We start from the raw sequence: 22,868 nt of genomic DNA on the forward strand, positions 1-22,868 counted from the left end.
ACTCACTCAAACAAATTATGGTGCAGCTTCTGTACCACTTGCTCAGCTTCGTTACCGGGCACCAGGAAGCACAGGTTATGACTGGACGCGCCGTAGCAAATCATTCGAATGTTGAACGGCTCCAGTACGCCGAACACCTCTTTACCCACGCCGCAGGCTTTGGACAGGTCGTTGCCAATCAATGCCACCAGCGCCAGGCCTTCTTCGACTTCAACCCGACACAGGGCCGACAGTTCCATCAGCAGAGACTGCGTTAACAGCGTATCGCCGGTGGACGTTGAACCGGTGGTATCCAGCGTCAGCGCGACGCTGACTTCGGATGTGGTGATTAAATCGACCGAGATATTGTGGCGTGCCAGGATGCCGAACACTTCCGCTAAAAAGCCGCGAGAGTGCAGCATATTCAGGCTATGCAGCGTCAGCAGCGTCTGCTTACGGCGTAACGCCAGCGCACGAAACAGTGGTGGATTCGCGGTTTTATTGCAGACCAGCGTACCGCCTGCTTTTGGATCCTTACTGGAGCCAACAAATACCGGGATATCGCTACGTACGGCTGGCAACAGGGTTGCCGGATGCAGTACTTTCGCGCCAAAGGTCGCCATTTCTGCGGCCTCTTCAAAAGCGATTTCATCAATACGCTGCGCAGCCGGAACCACGCGCGGATCGGTAGTGTAGATGCCGGGAACGTCGGTCCAGATATCAACGCGCGTTGCGTGCAGCGCTTCGGCCAGCAGGGCGGCGGTATAATCGCTGCCGCCGCGTCCCAGCGTGGTGGTGCGGCCCTTGCTTTCACTGCCGATAAAGCCCTGAGTAATCACCAGACCTTCGCTCAGGCGCGGGGCCAGCTGGTGCGAAGCCAGTTCAGCCAGCGCCGCAACGTCGGGCTCTGCACGGCCAAAACGATCGTTGGTGCGCATCACTTTACGCACGTCAAACCACTGCGCTTGCACGTTGCGCTCACGCAGGATCTCGACGAATAGGAGGGTAGACATCAGTTCACCGTGGCTGACCAGTTCGTCGGTCAGCGCGGTTGAGGTCGCCAGTGACGCCGCTTCTGCCAGTGTGGTGATGTTCTCCAGCAAACGTTCGATCTCTTCACGAATGACGTTCGGATAACGCAGGCGTTCCAGAATATTGAACTGAATTTGACGAATGGCGTCGAGTTTTTCGAAGCGTTCGGTTGGCTCCAGACCTTCTGCCAGCGCGACCAGCAGGTTAGTAATACCCGCTGAAGCGGACAGCACCACTAAACGTACGTTAGCATCAGAAAGCACGACATCAGCGCTGCGATTCATGGCATCAAAATCCGCCACGCTGGTACCGCCAAATTTGGAGACAACTACATCAGTCATAACTACCTCGTGTCAGGGAATGAATAGAGCGACCATGGCACAAAGGCAGAACGGAAACCGGTGCAGGCGCAAATGCAAATACCGTATTTATAAATAAAATGTGTGGCCTGTACTGTCAACGCTGGGATTATGCGGATTTTTCATGCTGCGTTAACGCTGAGTAACAGTACTTATAACAGCTATACTTTTTAGCCACATTTGGCGGATGCCCTGGCAATGGCATTAAAACAATCACACTTTTCTGTGGCTGGCGTTACAATCGATCTCAGTCACAATTCTCAAAATCAGAAGAGTATTGCTAATGAAAAACATCAATCCAACACAGACCTCAGCCTGGCAGGCACTACAAAAACACTTTGAAGAAATGAAAGACGTTACTATCGCGGATCTGTTCGCGAAAGATAGCGATCGTTTCACTAAGTTTTCCGCGACGTTTGACGATCTGATGCTGGTGGATTTCTCCAAAAACCGCATCACTGAAGAAACGCTGGCTAAACTGCAGGATCTGGCAAAAGAAACCGATTTGGCCGGTGCTATCAAGTCCATGTTCTCCGGTGAGAAAATCAACCGCACTGAAGACCGTGCCGTACTGCACGTGGCGCTGCGCAACCGTAGCAATACGCCAATCATCGTTGACGGCAAAGATGTGATGCCGGAAGTGAACGCGGTGCTGGAAAAGATGAAATCCTTCTCTGAAGCGATTATCTCCGGCAGCTGGAAAGGCTATACCGGCAAAGCCATTACTGATGTCGTGAACATCGGTATCGGCGGCTCTGACCTCGGCCCGTTCATGGTGACTGAAGCGCTGCGTCCGTACAAAAATCACCTGAATATGCACTTTGTGTCGAACGTCGATGGTACGCACATTGCCGAAGTGCTGAAAAAAGTGAACCCGGAAACCACGCTGTTCCTGGTCGCTTCCAAAACCTTCACCACCCAGGAAACCATGACCAACGCCCACAGCGCGCGCGACTGGTTCCTGGCGACCGCTGGCGACAACAAGCACGTAGCCAAACACTTCGCAGCGCTGTCTACCAACGGTAAAGCGGTTGGCGAGTTCGGTATTGATACTGCCAATATGTTTGAGTTCTGGGACTGGGTTGGCGGTCGTTACTCCCTGTGGTCTGCAATTGGTCTGTCCATCATCCTGTCCGTAGGCTTCGACAACTTTGTTGAGCTGCTCTCTGGCGCGCACGCGATGGACAAACACTTCTCCACCACCCCGGCTGAGAAAAACCTGCCGGTGCTGCTGGCGCTGATCGGTATCTGGTACAACAACTTCTTCGGTGCCGAAACCGAAGCGATTCTGCCGTATGACCAGTATATGCACCGTTTCGCGGCCTACTTCCAGCAGGGCAACATGGAATCCAACGGTAAATACGTTGACCGTAACGGCAATGCGGTGGATTACCAGACTGGCCCAATCATCTGGGGTGAGCCGGGCACTAACGGCCAGCATGCGTTCTACCAGCTGATCCACCAGGGTACCAAAATGGTGCCGTGCGATTTCATCGCCCCGGCCATCACTCACAACCCGCTGTCGGATCACCATCCGAAACTGCTGTCTAACTTCTTCGCGCAAACCGAAGCGCTGGCATTCGGCAAGTCTCGTGAAGTGGTTGAGCAGGAATATCGCGACCAGGGTAAAGATCCGGCTACGCTTGAGCACGTTGTGCCGTTCAAAGTGTTCGAAGGTAATCGTCCAACGAACTCCATCCTGCTGCGCGAAATCACGCCGTTCAGCCTGGGTGCGCTGATTGCCCTGTACGAGCACAAAATCTTCACTCAGGGCGCGATCCTGAACATCTTCACCTTTGACCAGTGGGGCGTTGAGCTGGGCAAACAGCTGGCGAACCGTATTCTGCCAGAGCTGAAAGATGGTTCCGAAGTGAGCAGCCACGATAGTTCTACCAACGGTTTGATTAACCGTTATAAGTCCTGGCGCTAATCTGCTTCTTCCTTCGAACCGCAGCGGTGTTGGCTGCGTTCGTTAACCCCGGGAACATAGCTATCTATGGCCTCGGGGATTAACGATCTTGCCGCCTTGCTGCAATTCGAATGAATTTGCAGATTACCTGTGATAGAAGCTGATATTATTATCAGCTTTTTTTATAAGATAATTCCACTTCTCCACGTTATTACCTAAAAATTTAATTGAGCTTAATCCTAAAATAATTTATTCACCGTTATCCTGTTTCTGATATTTTCAGATTTACCGGATATTGTGTTTTTACTATTATATTTTAACTATTTGAATTAATTTGTTTTTATTATTTGCTATTAATAATTTTTTCTCTCGTTATCTAATTGTCCTAAATTCCCTCTCGACCTAATTTACAAACTTCGCTTGTGTATACTCGATCTCGCCCGAAATTCTTTTGGGTAAATCTCCATTCATACAATGAAGGGAATTTGTGATGAAAAAAGTTCTGTATGGCCTTTGGGCTATATCTGCGCTTGCGGTGACCTCTGTCTATGCCGCCCCCGTTCAGGTGGGTGAGGCTGCAGGGTCGGCTGCCGCGTCGGTTTCGGCGGGAAGTTCCTCCGCGACCAGCGTGAGCACCGTAAGTTCTGCGGTGGGGGTTGCCCTGGCGGCGACCGGCGGCGGCGATGGTTCTAATACCGGAACCACCACCACGACAACCACCAGTACCCAGTAACACCAGTACGTAGCCCCTGAAGTATGACGGGGATTAACCATAACCACACTTCGGTGTGGTTATTTTGCCGCTGCGGAGAAACGTCGTGAAGCGACCAGCGCTCATAATGGTTTGCCTGTTACTACAGGCGTGCTCAGCCACCACCGAAGGGTTGGGGCATTCGCTGTGGGATAGCGTGTTTGGTACTCCCAGCGTACAGATGACGGACGATGAAATTCAAAACATGCCTTACGCCAGCCAGTACATGCAGCTCAACGGCGGTCCCCAACTGTTTGTGGTACTCGCGTTTGCAGAAAACGGACAGCAGAAATGGGTGACTCAGGATCGGGCTATTCTCGTCACGCAGCATGGGCGCATTGTGAAAACGCACCTTGGCGGGGACAACCTGATCGAGGTGAATAATCTGGCGGCAGACCCGCTCATAAAGCCAAATCAGATAGTCGACGGCGCAACGTGGACCCGCACGATGGGCTGGACCGAGCATCGGCAGGTACGCTATGCCTCCGCGCGCTCGGTTTTCACCTGGGATGGCGCAGACACCATCAAAGTCGGCAGCGATAACACGCTGGTACGGATCCTCGATGAAGAGGTCACCACCGATCAAACGCGCTGGCATAACCGCTACTGGGTAGACAGTGACGGCATGATTCGCCAGTCAGAACAGTATCTTGGCGCAGGTTTCTTCCCGGTGAAAACTACGCTGATTAAGGCGGAAAAACCATGATGAAACAAATGATTACTGCGCTGACATTCAGCCTGTGCGCGGCATCTGTTTTTGCTGTGGGCAGTGTAAAAGTGATCACGACAGGTAGCACAGAAGCAAAAACGCTGACCGGGGCTGAACATCTGCTCGACCTGGTCGGACAGCCGCGGTTGAGCAATAGCTGGTGGCCAGGCGCGGTTATCAGCGAAGAGCGGGCAACAACTGAGGCCCAACGTCAGCAGCAGGCATTACTGGCTCGCCTGGTGACGTTGGGCGCTGAAGCAAGCGGTGATGATGCTGGCGCTATCAACGCATTACGCCAGCAAATTCAGGCGCTGAAGGTGACCGGCAGGCAGACAATTAATCTCGACCCGGATGTAGTGCGTACCAGTGAGCGAGGCAACCCGCCGTTGCAGGGTAATTACACGCTGTGGGTCGGACCGCAGCCCACGGATATCACGCTGTTGGGTTTGCTAAGCCACTCGGGTAAACAGCCGTTTATACCCGGACGTGATGTTGCCAGCTATCTCGATGGGCAGCATCGGCTCAGCGGCGCGGATCGTAGCTACGCCTGGGTTGTCTATCCCGACGGACGCACACAAAAAGTACCGGTCGCCTACTGGAACAAACGTCATATTGAGCCGATGCCCGGCAGCATCATTTTTGTCGGGCTGTCGGACTCTGTCTGGAGCAGCACCCCGGATGAAATCAATGCCGACATTCTTCGCACCCTGACCCAGCGGATACCCGAATAATGAGAAAAACTTATCTGCTCAGCCTGTTGGCGCTGGGTATCAGCGCGGCCTGTCACGGTGAAACGTATCCTGCGCCGATTGGTCCTTCCCAGTCTGATTTTGGTGGCGTAGGGCTGCTGCAAACCCCAACTGCACGCATGGCGCGTGAGGGCGAAATGAGCCTTAACTACCGCGATAACGATCAGTACCGCTATTACTCTGCGTCGGTGCAACTGTTTCCGTGGCTGGAAACGACCCTGCGCTATACCGATGTGCGCACTAAAAAATACAGCAGCGTGGAGTCGTTTTCAGGCGATCAGACATACAAGGATAAGGCTTTCGACCTTAAACTGCGATTGTGGGAAGAGAGCTACTGGATGCCGCAGGTGGCGGTGGGCGCGCGCGATATTGGCGGAACCGGCCTGTTCGATGCGGAGTATATTGTGGCGAACAAAGCCTGGGGACCGTTTGATTTCTCACTCGGTCTCGGCTGGGGATACCTCGGGACCAGTGGTAACGTCAGCAATCCGTTTTGCTCATACAGCGATAAATTCTGTCATCGCGATAACAGTTACAAGCAGGCGGGTTCCATTGACGGCAGCCAGATGTTCCACGGCCCGGCGTCGCTGTTTGGCGGCGTGGAATATCAGACACCCTGGCAGCCGCTGCGTCTGAAACTGGAGTACGAGGGCAATAATTACCAGCAGGATTTTGCGGGCAAGCTGGATCAGAAGAGCAAGTTTAACGTCGGCGCTATTTATCGCGTCACCGATTGGGCCGACGTTAACCTCAGCTATGAGCGCGGGAACACCTTTATGTTTGGGTTCACGCTGCGGACTAACTTTAACGACTTGCGACCACACTATAACGATAACGCCCGTCCGAAGTATCAGCCGCAGCCGCAGGATGCCATCCTGCAACATTCGGTAGTGGCGAATCAGCTAACGCTGCTGAAATACAATGCCGGGCTGGCGGATCCTAAAATCCAGGTGCAGGGCGATACGCTGTATGTAACCGGCGAACAGGTGAAATACCGTGATTCGCGCGAGGGGATCGAGCGTGCCAACCGGATCGTGATGAACGATCTTCCAGACGGGATCCGCACGATCCGTATTACGGAAAATCGCCTTAACTTGCCGCAGGTGACGACCGAAACAGAAGTTTCCAGCCTGAAGCACCATCTGGAAGGCGAACCGTTGGGCCATGAGACTCAGCTGGCGCAAAAACGCGTGGAGCCGGTGGTGCCGAAAACGACCGAGCAGGGCTGGTATATCGATAAGTCGCGCTTCGATTTCCACATCGATCCGGTGCTTAACCAGTCGGTGGGCGGCCCGGAAAATTTCTATATGTATCAGTTGGGCGTGATGGGTACGGCGGATTGGTGGGTTACCGATCATCTGCTGACCACCGGGAGTTTGTTCGCCAACCTCGCCAATAACTATGACAAGTTTAACTACACCAACCCGCCGCAGGATTCGCATTTGCCGCGTGTGCGCACCCATGTACGTGACTATGTGCAAAACGATGTTTACGTGAATAACCTGCAGGCCAACTACTTCCAGTCACTCGGCAACGGGTTTTACGGACAGGTGTACGGCGGCTATCTGGAGACCATGTATGGTGGGGCGGGGGCAGAAGTGCTGTATCGCCCGCTGGACAGCGATTGGGCGTTTGGTGTTGATGCCAACTACGTGAAACAGCGTGACTGGCGTAGCGCGCAGGACATGATGAAATTCACCGACTACAGCGTGAAGACCGGGCATTTGACGGCGTACTGGAATCCTTCTTTCGCCCAGGATGTGCTGGTGAAAGCCAGCGTGGGTCAGTATCTGGCCGGGGATAAGGGCGGAACGTTGGAGATCGCCAAACGCTTCGACAGCGGTGTCGTGGTGGGTGGTTATGCGACTATCACTAACGCCTCGCCGGATGAGTATGGCGAAGGTGATTTTACTAAAGGGGTGTACGTTTCCGTGCCGCTGGATCTGTTCTCGTCAGGCCCAACCCGCAGTCGCGCGGCGATTGGCTGGACGCCGTTAACGCGCGATGGCGGTCAGCAGCTTGGGCGTAAGTTTGGTCTGTACGATATGACCAGCGACAGAAGTGAAAACTTCCGCTGACTGATGGCCGGATGCGACTTGCGCTCATCCGGCTCTATAAACGGCGCAATAATTTTGCCGGGTTTCCCGCATACACGCCTTTCTCGGTGATCGATTTGGTCACTACGCTGCCCGCGCCGATGACCGCGCCATCGCAGACAGTGACCGCCAGAATGGTCGCCCCGCTGCCGATCGAAACATCGTCGCCAATCGTAATGCGACCCCAGCTGTTGCGGTCGGCGTTGGGTTTTCCTCCGCGAAACATATCGTTGGCGAACATCACGCCATGCCCGATAAAACAGCGGGCGCCGAGGGTGACATATTCGCAGATGAAGGTATGCGACTGAATTTTGCTGTCTGCGCCAATCTGCGTGTTGCCCTGGATTTCAACGAATGGTCCGACAAAAACGTTGTCACCCAATATGCAATCGTAGAGATTGGCGGGTTCATAAATCACCACGTTCTCACCGCAGGTCACGTTGCGGATAGCAGATTGTCTTAGCTGCATAATTCATCCTGTGAAATGTATCGTGGTATTCATCATTCTCTGTTGACCTTTCTTGCACAAAACATAAACAAAAAATGTAGATCTCTGTCACATTTTTGCGTTATACAGGAACCTCGCCACTGAGTATGAGGTGCTGTTATGACGTCGCTATCTCGTCCGCGCGTGGAGTTTATCTCCACCATTTTACAGACCGTGTTGAATCTGGGACTGCTGAGTCTGGGCCTGATCCTGGTCGTATTCCTCGGGAAAGAAACGCTGCATCTGGCGGATGTGCTGTTCGCGCCGGAACAAACCAGCAAATATGAGCTGGTGGAAGGGCTGGTGGTTTACTTCCTGTATTTTGAATTTATCGCGTTGATTGTGAAGTACTTTCAGTCAGGGTTTCACTTTCCGTTGCGCTACTTTGTCTATATCGGGATCACCGCGATTGTGCGGTTGATCATCGTCGATCATAAAGCGCCGATGGATGTGCTGATCTATTCTGCGGCGATCCTGCTGCTGGTGATTACCCTGTGGCTGTGTAATTCCAAACGGCTGAAGCGAGAGTAAAAAACAACACGCCGCATTCGGGCTGCGGCGTGTTGATGGTCAGGGTTACTGCGCAGAGGCAGGTTTCGCTTTCTCTGCTGCGGGCTCCCACAGTTGTTCAAGTTCTTCCAGCGTTTTGCCCTTGGTTTCCGGTACGAACCGCCACATAAACAAGGCTGCCAGAATGCCCATACAACCGTAGATCCAGTAGGAAAAACCGTTGTGGAAATGGGAAACCAGCCACGAATTTTTGTCCATCATCGGGAAGGTCCAGGAAACGAAGTAGTTTGCCAACCATTGAGCGGCAACCGCAATGGCGAGTGCCTTGCCACGAATCGCATTGGGGAAAATTTCGGCCAACAGCACCCAGCAAACCGGCCCCCAGGACATGGCGAATGCGGCGACGTAAAACAGCATCGACAGCAGCGCTATCAGCCCGGAAGCCTGGGTGTAAAACGCAGTACCGAGACTGAACATACCAATGGCCATACCTAAGGCGCCAATAATTTGCAGCGGTTTGCGACCAAATTTATCCACCGTCATGATCGCCAATACGGTAAAGCTCAGGTTGATCACGCCGACAATAATGGTCTGCAGCAGCGCCACATCGGTACTGGCTCCCAGCGTTTTAAACACCTCCGGGGCGTAGTACAGCACGACGTTGATACCGACGAACTGCTGGAAAATGGAAAGCATTACGCCGATGACGATAACGCCTGCACCAAACATCAGCAGGCGACCACCGGTTTTGCGACCATGTTCCAGAGACTGATTGATCTCCTGCATGGCCTGAGTGGCGAGTGTGCTACCCATAATCTTGCGCAGAATACCTTCTGCTTGTTCGTGTCGACCACGCGCCATCAGCCAGCGCGGGCTTTCTGGTACGGTGTACAGCAGCAGTAAAAACAGCAGGGCGGGAATACTTTCTGACGCAAACATATATCGCCAGCCATCGGTATTCAGCCAGTTAGCGTCGCCTGAACGCGCGATGAAATAGTTAACGCAATACACTAATAGTTGACCAAAAATAATGGCGAACTGGTTAAACGAGACCAGTTTCCCACGAATGTGTGCGGGGGCCAGTTCGGCAATATACATTGGTGAGAGCATCGAGGCTAAACCTACGCCAATACCACCAATGATACGATAAATAACAAATTCGGGAACGTATCCGGCCAAATAAACGGGTACGGCGTTATCTGGATTAATCGTGGTAAAGCCTAATTCAGGCCAGGCGGAACCAATACCGGAAATAAAAAAAAGCAGGGCCGCGATTTTCAGCGAGTCCCGACGACCAAAGCGGTTACTACAATAGCCGCCCAGCGCACCGCCGATGATGCAGCCAATCAACGCGCTGGCGACGCAAAAACCCAACAATGAGTTGGCGGCGGATTCACTTAAGTGTTGTGGAGCGACAAATACGGTATTTAAGGATTCTACCGTTCCGGATATGACAGCAGTGTCGTAACCGAATAATAGTCCTCCTAAAGTTGCGACTAATGTAATCGAAAAAATATAACTAGAATTATATTGAGTGTTCATTCAGACCTGCCTTAGAGGGTACAGCTCTTTTGATCAGTGCCGTGATGGTGAATTTAACAGGCAGGGAAGACAATTATCATTTTTTACATTGCAATTACGTTTTGTCTTTTCTGTGATCTTAATTCCGTTTAATTAGTTCATTTTCAGGCGCAAAATATAATTGCAGTGATGGGGAGCACGAAAGGAAATAATCGTAAGCGTAATGCAAAATAACATAAAAAAAGGGCGCTCCGTAGAGCGCCGAATAACAGTCACAGGTTGGGATAACATAAGTTGAGGGTTGCAGTGGCTTGCCCGTTGCCGGGCGTTTACTTCGGTAAAACTTAACCTTTCACACCACCTGCCGTCAGGCCGTTGACCAGCCAGCGTTGTGCCAGCAGGAACACCAGTGTGATCGGAATGGCTGAAAGTACAGCTGCGGCGGCAAAGTCGCCCCACAAATAGTTCTGTGGATTGAGGTACTGCTGCATACCTACCGCAAGGGTGTAGCTGTTCACATCACGCAGCAGCAGTGACGCGACCGGTACTTCGGTAATAGCGGCAATGAATGACAGAATAAACACCACCGCCAGAATCGGAACGGAAAGCGGCAGCAGCACCAGGCGGAATGCCTGCCACGGCGTCGCGCCGTCCAACGAGGCCGCTTCTTCCAGCGAACCATCGATGGTTTCGAAATAGCCCTTAATCGTCCACACATGCAGCGCAATACCGCCAAGATAGGCGAAGATCACGCCGCCGTGAGTGTTCAGACCAATAAACGGAATGTACTGGCCCAGGCGGTCAAACAAGGCATACAACGCGACCAGAGACAGCACCGCCGGGAACATCTGGAAAATCAGCATCCCTTTAAGCAGGGTTGCTTTACCGGGGAAGCGCATACGGGCAAAGGCGTAAGCGCAGGTGGTGGAAAGCGTCACAATACCGATCGCGGTAATGGTGGCCACTTTCACTGAGTTCCACAGCCACAGCAGTACCGGGAACGGCGGCGGCGTCACACGGCCATCTGCGTGCTCAACGCTAAAGCCCAGCGCCAGTTTCCAGTGTTCCCAGGAGATGTTTTCCGGGATCAGGCTACCGGTGGCGAAGTTACCTTCGCGCAGCGAGATAGCGATAACCATCAGCAGCGGGAACATGATCGCTGCGATGAAAATCAGCAACAGCAGGTGCGTTGTTAAGAGACGCAGTTTCTGAGATTTGGGTTGTACCATAGCCATGTTCGTTGTCTCCCTTAATCAAACTTCATTCGTGTGGCTTTCAGGTTAACAATCGCCAGCGCACCCACCAGCAGGAAGATCAGCGTGGCAATCGCCGCTGCCAGACCGAAGTCCTGACCGCCGCCGCCTTCAAAGGCGATACGGTAGGTGTAGCTCACGAGCAGGTCGGTATAGCCTGCTGGCGTGGTGGTGCCAAGACGGTCCGGGCCACCGTTGGTCAACAGTTGAATCAGCACGAAGTTGTTAAAGTTAAAGGCGAAGCTGGCAATCATCAGCGGTGTCAGCGGTTTAATCAGCAGCGGTAGCGTAATCTTAAAGAAGTTCTGGAACGGGCCAGCGCCGTCCATCGCCGAGGCTTCATATAAATCGTCAGGAATCGCTTTCAACAGACCCATGCACAGGATCATCATGTACGGATAACCCAGCCAGGTATTGACGATAATAATCATCGAGCGTGCGGTGGTTGGGTCGCTGAACCAGGCCGGTTTGATGCCAAACAGTGCGCTCAGCATCATGTTGATTTCACCAAAGCTCTGGTTGAACAGCCCTTTGAAAATCAGAATCGAGATAAACGACGGCACAGCGTACGGCAGGATAAGCAGCACACGGTAAATCGCTTTGCCTTTGAGTGACTCCCACTGTACGAGACAAGCCAGCACCATCCCGACGGCCACGGTGAGGATCACGGTCAGAACGGAGAAGACCACCGTCCAGACAAAGATGGCGAAAAACGGTTTCTGGATACCTTCGTCGGTAAATACGCGGGTGAAGTTATCCCAGCCGATGGTCACGGTATAGCCAGGGCTTAACTTTTCTGCACCCCAACTACCGTCGGCGTTAATCGCCTGGTAATAACCAATGTCGTTGTTCGGACGGTATTTCACGCCGCTCTGGTTGTTGGTGAGCGTACCGTCATCAGCGAGCGTATAAAGTGGCTGCGTGCCGGAGAACTGGCGCAACGAGCTCATAATCACTTTGCTTTCATCCGGCAGGATGGCGGTCAGTTGGTTCAGCGCCTGGCGATTCTGCGTGATGATGCGCAGCGTCCCACGCTCGCCCGCTGGCAAGGCATCCGTTTCTTTCAGTTGCAGTTTCTGTTCGCCGCCAAATTTAAAGGCGTCGGAAACATAATTCTTGCCGGTTTCACCGTCGGTGAGGGCCAGTTGCCACTCCGCACCCGCCGGATACAGACCAAAGTTGTAGGTTTTCCCAGCCTGATAAGAACGATCCATCAGGACTTCCTGAGCACGTTCAAAGGTCAACTGGTTGGTGCTACTGTAGTTGGTAAAGGCAATCGCGATCGTACAAATCAGCGGAAACAGGACAAACAGCCCCATACCGGCAACGCCCGGGTAAACATAGCGCCAGGCATAGGTTTTGCGGTTAGCGAAAATATACAGGCCAGCAGAGCTTAAAATCAGCGTCATGATGGCAAACAGGTACTCCCCCTGAGCGTACATCAAAACAACAAGGTAACCGACCAGTAGCCCAAGCAGACCTATCACTGACCATTTCAGCGTGTCGCTTTGCCACCAGTGTTTCTTTTTAATGACATCCATGGGGTTCAATCCTCTTTACGCTTTATCCTTCGCACTACCTCTTTGTTGGCTGCGGAAGCGCACCCCAGTCACTTACTTATGTAAGCTCCTGGGGATTTGCCTCCTTGCCGCCTCGATGTAGCGCGAATGCTTTCGCGTAACAACGTATTCAATAAACCTGATTCCCTAAGAAATAAGGGAAACCGTATTACTTGGTGATACGACCCTGCGCGTCTTTCAGTGCAGCATCAACTGTCTGACGACCGCTGGCGGCGTTGATCACTGCAGTACGAACGGCATACCAGAATGCAGACATCTGCGGGATGTTCGGCATGATTTCGCCTTTCTGGGCGTTATCCATGGTGGCCGCGATACGTGGGTCTTTGGCTAACTGATCCTGGAAGGATTTCAGCGCAACCGCACCCAGTGGTTTATCCTTGTTCACTTCATCCAGACCCTGATCGGTCAGCAGGTAGTTTTCGAGGAACTCTTTCGCCAATTCTTTGTTCGGGCTGGCAGCGTTGATACCGGCGCTCAGCACGCCAACAAACGGTTTAGACGGCTTGCCTTTGAAGGTTGGCAGTAGAGTCACGCCGTAGTTGATTTTGCTCTTGTCGATGTTCGACCATGCCCACGGACCGTTGATGGTCATCGCCGTATCGCCTTTGTTAAAGGCGGCTTCGGCGATGGAATAGTCGGTATCCGCGTTCATGTGTTTGTTCTTGATCAGGGAGACCAGGAAGGTCAGACCCGCTTTCGCGCCGGCGTTATCCACGCCCACGTCTTTCACATCGTACTTGCCGTTTTCAAACTTGAATGCATAACCGCCGTCGGCGGCAATCAGTGGCCAGGTGAAGTACGGTTCTTGCAGATTGAACATCAGCGCGGATTTACCTTTCGCCTTCAGCTCTTTATCCAGTGCAGGAATTTCTTCCCAGGTTTTCGGTGGGTTTGGCACGAGGTCTTTATTGTAAATCAGCGACAGCGCTTCAACCGCGATCGGGTAGGCGATCAGTTTGCCGTTATAGCGCACGGCATCCCAGGTGAACGGATAGAGCTTGTCCTGGAATGCTTTGTCTGGCGTGATTTCAGCCAGCAGGCCAGACTGAGCGTAACCGCCAAAACGGTCATGCGCCCAAAAAATGATGTCCGGGCCGTCACCGGTTGCGGCAACCTGAGGGAATTTCTCTTCCAGTTTGTCCGGGTGCTCAATGGTGACTTTGATACCGGTGTCTTTTTCGAATTTTTTGCCCACTTCAGCGAGGCCGTTATAGCCTTTGTCGCCGTTAATCCAGATAACCAGCTTACCTTCTTCAATCTTGGCGAGAGCCGAGGCGGAAAACATCATCGTCGTTAATGCGGACAATGCGAGGATGCGTGCGCCAGTTTTGATTTTCATAGTTCCCATCCTGTTTGGTGATTTTGCAGAGGTGGCTTAACGGTGACTAGTTTCTTTATACGACAACCTCTTTCCATCCTCCTTACCCCTACGCCCCACCCGCTCTTTATGTGATCTGTGTTACATAAATGTGAGTATTGCGTACTGGCGCACATAAAAACCCACCGATTTTTGCAGGCTGCATCACGAAATTCCTCTGAAGCAGGAGGGCCGGGTCTCAGACGCTGCTCTCTCATCCTCCCGCCTCCTCCCCCATAAAAAAGCCGGGGGGTGGAGGATTCACGCCATCAAGGGATAACGCATAGTCAGCCCATCATGAATGTTGCTGTCGATGACAGGTTGTAACGAAGGGAGAAGGGCATGGCGAGCGTACAGCTGCGTAATGTAACGAAAGCCTGGGGTGACGTGGTGGTATCAAAAGATATCAATCTCGACATTCACGAAGGGGAGTTCGTGGTGTTTGTCGGACCGTCAGGCTGTGGTAAGTCGACCTTGCTGCGTATGATCGCCGGACTTGAAACCATCACCAGTGGCGACCTGTTTATCGGTGAGACCCGGATGAACGACATTCCGCCCGCCGAACGCGGTGTGGGCATGGTCTTTCAGTCCTACGCGTTGTATCCCCATTTATCCGTTGCGGAAAATATGTCGTTCGGCCTCAAGCTGGCTGGCGCAAAAAAAGAGGTGATGAACCAGCGCGTGAATCAGGTGGCGGAAGTTCTGCAACTGGCCCATCTGCTGGAGCGTAAACCGAAAGCACTTTCCGGCGGACAACGTCAGCGCGTGGCGATTGGTCGTACGTTGGTCGCTGAACCGCGCGTATTTCTGCTCGATGAACCTCTCTCCAACCTCGATGCAGCACTGCGCGTACAGATGCGCATTGAAATTTCCCGTCTGCATAAACGTCTTGGCCGCACGATGATTTACGTCACCCACGATCAGGTCGAGGCGATGACGCTGGCCGACAAAATCGTGGTGCTGGATGCGGGGCGCGTGGCGCAGGTTGGTAAACCGTTGGAGCTGTACCATTACCCGGCTGACCGCTTTGTTGCCGGGTTTATTGGCTCGCCGAAGATGAACTTCCTGCCGGTGAAAGTTACCGGGACGGCCATCGATCAGGTGCAGGTTGAACTGCCCAACCGCCAGCAAATATGGCTGCCGGTAGACAGCCACGCGGTGCAGGTTGGCGCCAACATGTCTTTAGGTATCCGTCCGGAGCATTTGCTGCCCAGTGATATCGCCGATGTCACCCTCGAAGGTGAAGTGCAGGTGGTCGAGCAGCTTGGTCACGAAACACAAATTCATATCCAGATCCCCGCCATCCGTCAAAACCTGGTTTACCGCCAGAACGACGTGGTGTTGGTACAAGAGGGTGCCACATTCGCTATCGGCCTGCCGCCAGAGCGTTGCCATCTGTTCCGTGAGGATGGCACTGCATGTCGTCGGTTGCATCAAGAGCCGGGCGTTTAAGGCCCCCATAAAAAAACGAAACGCAAAACTATCAAGTCGATGCGTTTAGAGAAAAGCAATGATCTCAGGAGATAGAACGATGATTACTCTGCGCAAACTCCCTCTGGCGGTTGCTGTGGCGGCAGGCATTATGTCTGTTCAGGCAATGGCTGTGGATTTCCATGGTTATGCACGTTCCGGCATAGGCTGGACGGGTAGCGGCGGTGAACAACAGTGTTTCCAGGCAACCGGTGCTCAAAGTAAATACCGTCTTGGTAACGAATGTGAAACCTATGCGGAAATCAAATTAGGTCAGGAAGTGTGGAAAGAAGGCGATAAGAGCTTCTACTTCGACACCAACGTAGCCTACTCTGTGGCACAACAGAATGACTGGGAATCGACCAGTCCGGCATTCCGTGAAGCCAACGTGCAGGGTAAAAACCTGATTGAATGGCTGCCAGGCTCCACTATCTGGGCCGGTAAACGTTTCTATCAGCGTCATGACGTCCACATGATCGACTTCTACTACTGGGATATTTCAGGTCCTGGCGCTGGTATTGAAAACATCGATCTGGGCTTCGGTAAACTGTCTCTGGCCGCCACCCGTTCTCAGGAAGCTGGGGGGTCTTATACCTTCAGTAGCCAGAATATCTACGACACCTCTAAAGATACCGCGAACGACGTATTTGACGTACGTTTAGCGCAGATGGCTACTAACCCTGACGGCATGCTGGAGCTGGGTGTGGACTATGGCCGCGCGAATAAAACCGACGGTTACAGCTACGCGGATGACGCAACGAAAGATGGTTGGATGTTCACCGCAGAACACACCCAAAGCATGCTGAAAGGCTATAACAAATTTGTTGTTCAGTACGCGACTGACGCCATGACAACGCAAGGTAAGGGCGGCTCGCAGGGGACTTACGGCTCTACCTTCGATACGCAGGTATCTCCAGATGCACCTGTCATCCATCATGTTGACAACAACATCAATAACAACGGTAGCCTGGTACGCGTACTTGACCACGGTGCAATCTCTCTGGGCGACAAGTGGGACCTGATGTACGTCGGTATGTATCAGAACATCGACCTGGATAACGACCTGGGTACCGAATGGTACACCGTCGGTATCCGTCCGATGTACAAATGGACGCCGATCATGAGCACCTTGCTGGAAGTCGGTTACGACAACGTCAAATCTCAGCAAACTGGTGATCGCAACAGCCAGTACAAAATCACCCTGGCGCAACAGTGGCAGGCGGGCGACAGCATCTGGTCTCGCCCGGCAATCCGCGTCTTCGCAACCTATGCCAAATGGGATGAAGAGTGGGGTTACGTGAAAAATGGCGACAAAGTTTCTAAATATGCCGCCGCAACCAACTCTGGTATCAGCACAACCAGCCGTGGCGACAGCGATGAGTGGTCCTTCGGTGCCCAGATGGAAATCTGGTGGTAATTCAGCACTAATCTGACGTAAAGACCGAAAGAGGGGCGCCAGCCCCTCTTGATTACGGTTTAGCGCGCTATTGCCTGGCCACCGCTGAACCCATGCTATCTGAGGTGATAACAATGAAAATGAAGAAAAGTCTCGTTGCCCTTTGTTTATCTGCAGGGTTATTTGCCAGCGCGCCTGGCATCAGCCTGGCCGATGTAAATATTGTTCCGCAGAACACCACCGCGGCTCCAGCTATTCCCACTGCTGCGCTACAACAGTTAACCTGGACGCCGGTTGATCAATCCAAAACCCAGTCGACACAGCTAGCGACAGCGGGTCAGCATCTGGATGTTGCTGGTATTACTGGCCCAGTCGCTGCGTACAGTGTACCCGCGAATATTGGTGAGTTAACCCTGACGCTGACCAGTGAAGTCAACAAACAAACCAGCGTATTTGCACCAAACGTTTTAATTCTTGATCAGAACATGACGCCATCTGCGTTCTTCCCCAGCAGTTATTTCACTTATCAGGAACCCGGCGTGATGAGTGCCGATCGCCTGGAAGGAGTCATGCGTCTGACGCCTGCGCTGGGCCAGCAAAAACTCTATATGCTGGTCTTTACCACGGATAAAGATCTCCAGCAGACCACGACCCTGCTTGACCCGGCAAAAGCCTATGCCAAAGGTGTAGGGAACGCGATTCCGGATATTCCAGACCCGATTGCCCGTCATACCACCGACGGTCTGCTGAAGCTGAAAGTCAAAACCAGCTCCTCTTCCAGTGTTCTGGTTGGGCCGCTGTTTGGTTCATCCGGCCCTGGCCCTGTCACGGTTGGCAATACCGCCGCGCCTGCGGTGGCCTACGCGGCCCCGGCTGCAACAGTGGCTACTCCAGCGCCACAACCGGTGAAGAAAAGTGAGCCAATGCTAAATGACACGGAAAGTTATTTTAACCAGGGCATTAAGGATGCCGTGGCGAAAGGCGATGTCGATAAAGCGCTGAAGCTGCTTGATGAAGCTGAGCGTCTGGGATCCAAATCCGCCCGATCCACCTTTATCAGCAGTGTAAAAGGCAAGGGGTAAACATTTCCCCGCAGTGCTGATTTTGCAACAACTGGTGCGTCTCCTGGCGCACCTTTTTTTATCCTTCGGTGCTAATTGTTACACTTATGTTGCTTTGACGATCACTTAATTGTGTTTGCTCACCCCGTAATGCATTTTCTGCGATACAATGCCTTCAGGTTATAAATCGGAGAGTAAGGCATGCCACACCCTGCGTTAACGCAACTGCGTGCGCTGCGTTATTTTGATGCGATTCCGGCGCTGGACCCGCAACTGCTCGACTGGTTGTTACTGGAAGATTCCATGACTAAACGTTTTGAGCAGCAGGGAAAAAAGGTTACCGTCACGTTACTTCGCGAAGGATTTGTTGGGCAAAATGAGGTGGCTGAAGAACTGATGCTGCTGCCGACAGAACCCCGTTATTGGTTGCGTGAAATCCTGCTCTGCGCGGACGGTGAACCCTGGCTTGCCGGGCGCACAGTGGTGCCTGAATCAACTTTGTGCGGCCCTGAACTGGCCTTACAAAACCTGGGAAAAACCCCACTTGGGCGCTACCTGTTTACGTCATCGACATTGACCCGAGATTTTATTGAGATTGGCCGTGATGCTGCGCTGTGGGGGCGACGTTCCCGCCTGCGGCTGAGCGGTAAGCCGCTGATGCTTACCGAACTTTTCCTACCTGCATCGCCGTTGTACTGAGAGGAAGATAAAGATGGAGTGGAGTCTGACGCAGAATAAGCTGCTGGCGTTTCACCGCTTGATGCGTACGGATAAGCCAATCGGCGCCTTACTGCTGCTCTGGCCTACGCTATGGGCATTGTGGGTGGCGACCCCAGGCATGCCGCAACTGTGGATCCTGGCGGTATTTGTCGCCGGCGTTTGGTTAATGCGCGCCGCCGGATGCGTGGTGAATGATTATGCCGACAGGAAATTTGACGGACACGTTAAACGCACCGCGAATCGACCGCTGCCGAGCGGGGCCGTCACCGAAAAAGAAGCCCGAACGCTGTTCGTCGTATTGGTATTGCTCGCCTTCCTGCTGGTTTTAACGCTCAACACAATGACCATTATGTTGTCCGTTGCGGCGTTAGCGTTGGCGTGGGTTTACCCGTTTATGAAACGCTATACGCATTTGCCGCAGGTGGTGCTGGGGGCGGCGTTTGGCTGGTCTATTCCGATGGCGTTTGCTGCCGTGAGCGAGTCTGTGCCGCTGAGCTGCTGGCTGATGTTCCTCGCCAACATTCTCTGGGCGGTGGCCTATGACACCCAGTATGCGATGGTTGACCGGGATGATGACCTGAAGATTGGCATTAAATCGACCGCGATCTTGTTTGGTCAAAACGACAAGCTGATCATTGGTATTCTGCAGGTGGGCGTGCTGGTGCTGATGGCGCTGGTGGGCTGGCTAAACGGGCTGGGGCTGGGCTATTACTGGTCACTGCTGGTGGCGGGTGCGCTGTTTGTGTATCAGCAGAAGCTGATCGTTAATCGTGAACGGGATGCCTGTTTTAAAGCGTTTATGAACAATAACTATGTAGGGCTGGTACTGTTTTTAGGACTGGCGATGAGCTACTGGCATTTTTGAGTTTGGCTTAGCCTGCAAAATAAAAACCGGTCATTTCGACCGGTTTTTTTTACTTACTCGCCCTGTGTGGCACTCTCGATGGTCAGACGAACATCCGATGTGACCAGTTCAGCCAGCATCTGATAGATCTTCATCGTCTCTTCCGGCTCGGCATCTCCGGTATCGCTAATGAATCCTTCGTCACGCAGCGTCAGCACCAGAGAGCTGAATACCGCTTTGTCGAAGAATTCCGGCGCGTTAATGCCGTGCAGTACGGAGAGGCGTTGCGCCACGGTGCGGCTCTCTTTCTCAAGCGTACCACGGTTGATGGACGGGTTGGCGCTCAGCAGCCAGAAGGTAATGGCGTAGCGTTGCAACGTCTCGCGAGCACCCGCAGCCAACAGCTGGAGCGTACGGGAGCGGGCTGGGTTAATATGCAGTTCGCCATCCTGCTGAGCGATCAATCCCTGGCGCTGCATTTCGCTGGCCAATTCGTCAATCACTCCGGCAAGCTCATTGCGTTCCCAGCGCAGGAACAGCTCGGCTTTCAGCATTGGATACAACGCATCAATATGCTGCTGTAGCGCGACGCGTGAAATACGACGGCGCTGAGTTACAATGGCTGCCATCAACGAAGGCAGAACCAGCATGTGCGCAATGTTGTTGCGATAGTAGGTCATCAATACGGCCTGCTCGCGCGGCAGTATGATGATGTCGCCGATGGTGTCTTTCTCGACCTCAAACTTGTTCATCTGCAAGGCGTGGTCGATCAACTCACTGGCGCTCTGTGCAGGAACAGTTGAGTCTGCTGCGTACGGCACGTTGCGCAGCAGGCTAAGGTAGCAGTCAAGCTGCTCGGTTAACTGTTCACGGGTCAGAGAGCGCTGGCGGGAAGCCAACAGCGCGGTACAACACAGGTTCATGGCGTTGGCCGCGCCAGCGTTGTTAATGCGCACCATCAGATCGGCGGCAATGTTATTCACTGTCGGCGTCAGCCAGGCCGGGCGGATAGACTCGATAGGATCGATAGATTCACGCCACTCCGGCACATGCTGATTGAGGTACGTCATCAGCGGCATCGGCTCGCCAAAGTTAACGTAGCCCTGACCCAGATTACGCAGCTTGCTTAAGCCACGCAGCATTTGTGGCAGACTCTCTTTTTCTTTTGTCGCGCCACGCAGCTCTTTTGCGTAGGTGCCTACTTCCATTACGTGCTCATAGCCGATGTAGATCGGTACGAGGGTAATCGGACGCGTACCGCCGCGCAGCATCGCCTGAATGGTCATCGACAGCGTGCCGGTTTTCGGGTCGAGCAGACGACCGGTACGTGAACGGCCGCCTTCGACAAAATACTCAACCGAGTAACCGCGGCTGAACAGCTCGCCCAGGTATTCACGGAAAACGGTGGAGTAGAGCTTATTGCCCTTGAAGGTACGACGAATAAAGAACGCGCCCAGGCGGCGGAAAATCGGACCTGCCGGCCAGAAATTCAGGTTGATACCGGCAGCGATGTGCGGTGGAACCAGCCCCTGATGATACAGAACGTACGACAGCAGCATATAGTCCATATGGCTGCGGTGGCACGGAACATAAACGATTTCATGCCCATCGTGCGCCAACTGACGTACACGTTCCGCATTATGAACGTTAATCCCCTGATACAGACGGTTCCAGGTAAAGCCCAGAATTCGGTCCGTGAGGCGGATCATCTCGTAGGAGAAGTTGGCGGCAATCTCTTCCATCAGTGCAATGGCATTTTGCTGTGCTTTTTCGTGGGAGATTTTTTTACTGCGCGCTTCATCTTCTACCGCGCGAGCGATCGCTTTTGACGCCAGCAGCTTATTAAACAGATCCTGGCGGGCAGGGAGGCGAGGGCCAACCGCGGCCAGACGCTGGCGAGCAAAATGCATACGCGCCACGCGTGCCAGTTTCTGAGCGATTATCTTATCCGTACCGTGTTCATCCGCCATACGACGCAGGGAGACTGATGGGGAGAAACGGACAAAACTGTCGCGACCCAGCCAGGACACAGCAAAGAATTTCTGTACGCCGTTCAGCATGCGCAGCGGCGGATTGACTTCGCCTTTTTCGCGTCCTGGCGCACGGCCAAACATCACCGAAACCGGCACCATCTGCACATCCAGGTCTGGATTGCTGCGATGCAGGTCGAGATAGTTATGGAACAGCTTGATGGACTCTTCTTTCGGCGTGTAATAGGTGAACACGCGCGGGCCGCCGTGAATAAACACGTAGCGCGGCAGCAGAGTCCCGTCTATCTCCAGCGGTTCCAGGGGATCGGGGAGATCGTGCACCAGACATTGGGCACGCAGCGTCAGCAAGTCTGCTTTTGAATTGTACGGTAGGACGTACATAATGGGACGAGACGTATCGAGTCCCAATTCCGGGGCAGGTTCTGCCGGAATAGACTTACTTTTTACCAGGATGCTTAATGGTAAATTCAGTAATTTGTAGTAAATTCGTGGCCAGCCGGACATAAACGATGTAAAGCCTCTGGTTAATAATGCAAATGCGCTGCAAGGATATCAGAAAGTTTAGTGAATTTCTGTGGTATCCCGTCATACTTCGCGCTGCTTTGCCACCCCATGAAACAAACGGGGTAACGTTACAATGACATTGACGCTAATAATGTAAAAAGGTTCTTTTTGATGGCCAATAATACCACTGGATTCACCCGAATTATCAAAGCTGCAGGCTATTCCTGGAAAGGTTTTCGCGCCGCATGGATCAATGAGGCGGCATTCCGCCAGGAAAGCGTTGCCGTACTGCTGGGCGTAGCTATCGCCTGCTGGCTGGACGTCGATGCGATTACCCGCGTGCTGTTAATTGGTTCCGTGATGCTGGTGATGATCGTTGAAATCCTCAACAGTGCGATTGAGGCGGTGGTTGATCGCATAGGCTCTGAGTATCACGAACTTTCCGGCCGGGCGAAAGATATGGGTTCTGCGGCGGTGTTGTTGTCTATTTTCGTTGCTCTGATCACCTGGGGCATTCTGTTGTGGTCGCATTTGCGATAAGGATTCCACATCTTCATAAATCTCCTGCTTTTTGTGCAGTTTGCGGTTCC

At 53.0% G+C, this 22,868-nt stretch carries 19 protein-coding genes; 12 read left to right on the plus strand and 7 right to left on the minus strand.

From position 1 onward, the window contains the following. Positions 1–2: 2 nt before the first annotated feature. Positions 3–1,352 (minus strand): lysine-sensitive aspartokinase 3, encoded by a 1,350-nt coding sequence (gene lysC, locus OGY15_RS23015; protein WP_252838893.1) that lies wholly within the window; start codon positions 1,350–1,352, stop codon positions 3–5. Positions 1,353–1,653: 301 nt separating this feature from the next. On the opposite strand from lysC, the gene pgi reads away from it, so the two are divergent. From pgi to OGY15_RS23040, 5 genes are all read left to right on the plus strand, one after another. Next, a complete protein-coding gene (gene pgi / locus OGY15_RS23020; protein WP_151218080.1) occupies positions 1,654–3,300 on the plus strand; it encodes a glucose-6-phosphate isomerase in 1,647 nt (548 codons plus the stop codon). A 469-nt stretch (positions 3,301–3,769) separates the two neighbouring features. After that, positions 3,770–4,012, plus strand: a complete 243-nt coding sequence (gene yjbE, locus OGY15_RS23025) for an exopolysaccharide production protein YjbE (protein ID WP_061382702.1) — start codon at positions 3,770–3,772, stop codon at positions 4,010–4,012. A gap of 85 nt (positions 4,013–4,097) precedes the next feature. Next, entirely contained in the window at positions 4,098–4,736 is a 639-nt protein-coding gene (locus tag OGY15_RS23030; RefSeq protein ID WP_286541258.1) for a YjbF family lipoprotein, read from the plus strand. Continuing rightward, positions 4,733–5,470: a capsule biosynthesis GfcC family protein gene (locus OGY15_RS23035; RefSeq protein ID WP_151218078.1), complete on the plus strand. Its 738-nt coding sequence runs from the start codon at positions 4,733–4,735 to the stop codon at positions 5,468–5,470. The genes OGY15_RS23030 and OGY15_RS23035 overlap by 4 nt, the downstream gene beginning before the upstream one ends. Beyond that, on the plus strand, positions 5,470–7,566 hold the full coding sequence (locus tag OGY15_RS23040; protein WP_151218077.1) for a YjbH domain-containing protein: 2,097 nt from the start codon (positions 5,470–5,472) through the stop codon (positions 7,564–7,566). The genes OGY15_RS23035 and OGY15_RS23040 overlap by 1 nt, the downstream gene beginning before the upstream one ends. 34 nt (positions 7,567–7,600) lie before the next feature. Here OGY15_RS23040 and OGY15_RS23045 read toward each other — a convergent pair whose 3' ends face one another. Then, a complete protein-coding gene (locus tag OGY15_RS23045) occupies positions 7,601–8,053 on the minus strand; it encodes an acyltransferase (RefSeq protein WP_151218076.1) in 453 nt (150 codons plus the stop codon). A gap of 138 nt (positions 8,054–8,191) precedes the next feature. Here OGY15_RS23045 and psiE point away from each other — a divergent pair, with 138 nt between their 5' ends. Beyond that, positions 8,192–8,602 (plus strand): phosphate-starvation-inducible protein PsiE, encoded by a 411-nt coding sequence (gene psiE / locus OGY15_RS23050; protein ID WP_003031674.1) that lies wholly within the window; start codon positions 8,192–8,194, stop codon positions 8,600–8,602. Positions 8,603–8,647: 45 nt separating this feature from the next. Here psiE and xylE read toward each other — a convergent pair whose 3' ends face one another. The 4 genes from xylE to malE form a co-directional block, all read right to left on the minus strand. Beyond that, the gene (xylE, locus tag OGY15_RS23055; protein WP_187253980.1) at positions 8,648–10,123 is read right to left on the minus strand and encodes a D-xylose transporter XylE; all 1,476 of its coding nucleotides are present in this window, start codon (positions 10,121–10,123) and stop codon (positions 8,648–8,650) included. A gap of 323 nt (positions 10,124–10,446) precedes the next feature. Beyond that, positions 10,447–11,337, minus strand: coding sequence for a maltose ABC transporter permease MalG (gene malG / locus OGY15_RS23060; RefSeq protein WP_005132680.1), 891 nt, complete (start codon positions 11,335–11,337; stop codon positions 10,447–10,449). A 14-nt stretch (positions 11,338–11,351) separates the two neighbouring features. After that, positions 11,352–12,896, minus strand: coding sequence for a maltose ABC transporter permease MalF (gene malF / locus OGY15_RS23065; protein WP_151218075.1), 1,545 nt, complete (start codon positions 12,894–12,896; stop codon positions 11,352–11,354). A 187-nt stretch (positions 12,897–13,083) separates the two neighbouring features. Beyond that, positions 13,084–14,274 (minus strand): maltose/maltodextrin ABC transporter substrate-binding protein MalE, encoded by a 1,191-nt coding sequence (malE, locus tag OGY15_RS23070; protein ID WP_151218074.1) that lies wholly within the window; start codon positions 14,272–14,274, stop codon positions 13,084–13,086. A 360-nt stretch (positions 14,275–14,634) separates the two neighbouring features. Between malE and malK the strand changes: the two genes are divergently transcribed. The 5 genes from malK (at position 14,635) to ubiA (ending at position 19,804) form a co-directional block, all read left to right on the plus strand. Further along, positions 14,635–15,744 (plus strand): maltose/maltodextrin ABC transporter ATP-binding protein MalK, encoded by a 1,110-nt coding sequence (malK, locus tag OGY15_RS23075; protein ID WP_151218073.1) that lies wholly within the window; start codon positions 14,635–14,637, stop codon positions 15,742–15,744. Between the two features lie 79 nt (positions 15,745–15,823). Continuing rightward, the gene (locus OGY15_RS23080) at positions 15,824–17,179 is read left to right on the plus strand and encodes a maltoporin (protein WP_151218072.1); all 1,356 of its coding nucleotides are present in this window, start codon (positions 15,824–15,826) and stop codon (positions 17,177–17,179) included. 113 nt (positions 17,180–17,292) lie between these two features. Further along, positions 17,293–18,240 (plus strand): maltose operon protein MalM, encoded by a 948-nt coding sequence (malM, locus tag OGY15_RS23085; RefSeq protein WP_286541267.1) that lies wholly within the window; start codon positions 17,293–17,295, stop codon positions 18,238–18,240. Positions 18,241–18,420: 180 nt separating this feature from the next. Then, positions 18,421–18,918: a chorismate lyase gene (ubiC, locus tag OGY15_RS23090; protein WP_044715430.1), complete on the plus strand. Its 498-nt coding sequence runs from the start codon at positions 18,421–18,423 to the stop codon at positions 18,916–18,918. Between the two features lie 13 nt (positions 18,919–18,931). Next, positions 18,932–19,804, plus strand: a complete 873-nt coding sequence (gene ubiA / locus OGY15_RS23095) for a 4-hydroxybenzoate octaprenyltransferase (RefSeq protein WP_151218070.1) — start codon at positions 18,932–18,934, stop codon at positions 19,802–19,804. Between the two features lie 53 nt (positions 19,805–19,857). On the opposite strand, the gene plsB is transcribed toward ubiA, so the two are convergent. After that, positions 19,858–22,278 carry a glycerol-3-phosphate 1-O-acyltransferase PlsB gene (gene plsB, locus OGY15_RS23100; RefSeq protein WP_286541272.1) on the minus strand — a complete coding sequence of 807 codons (2,421 nt, stop codon included), beginning with the start codon at positions 22,276–22,278 and terminating at the stop codon, positions 19,858–19,860. Positions 22,279–22,449: 171 nt separating this feature from the next. Here plsB and OGY15_RS23105 point away from each other — a divergent pair, with 171 nt between their 5' ends. Next, positions 22,450–22,818 (plus strand): diacylglycerol kinase, encoded by a 369-nt coding sequence (locus tag OGY15_RS23105; RefSeq protein ID WP_003826594.1) that lies wholly within the window; start codon positions 22,450–22,452, stop codon positions 22,816–22,818. Positions 22,819–22,868: the final 50 nt, after the last annotated feature.

This window comes from Citrobacter sp. Cu231 (assembly GCF_030332265.1).
GTDB classification, from domain to species: Bacteria; Pseudomonadota; Gammaproteobacteria; order Enterobacterales; family Enterobacteriaceae; genus Citrobacter; species Citrobacter meridianamericanus.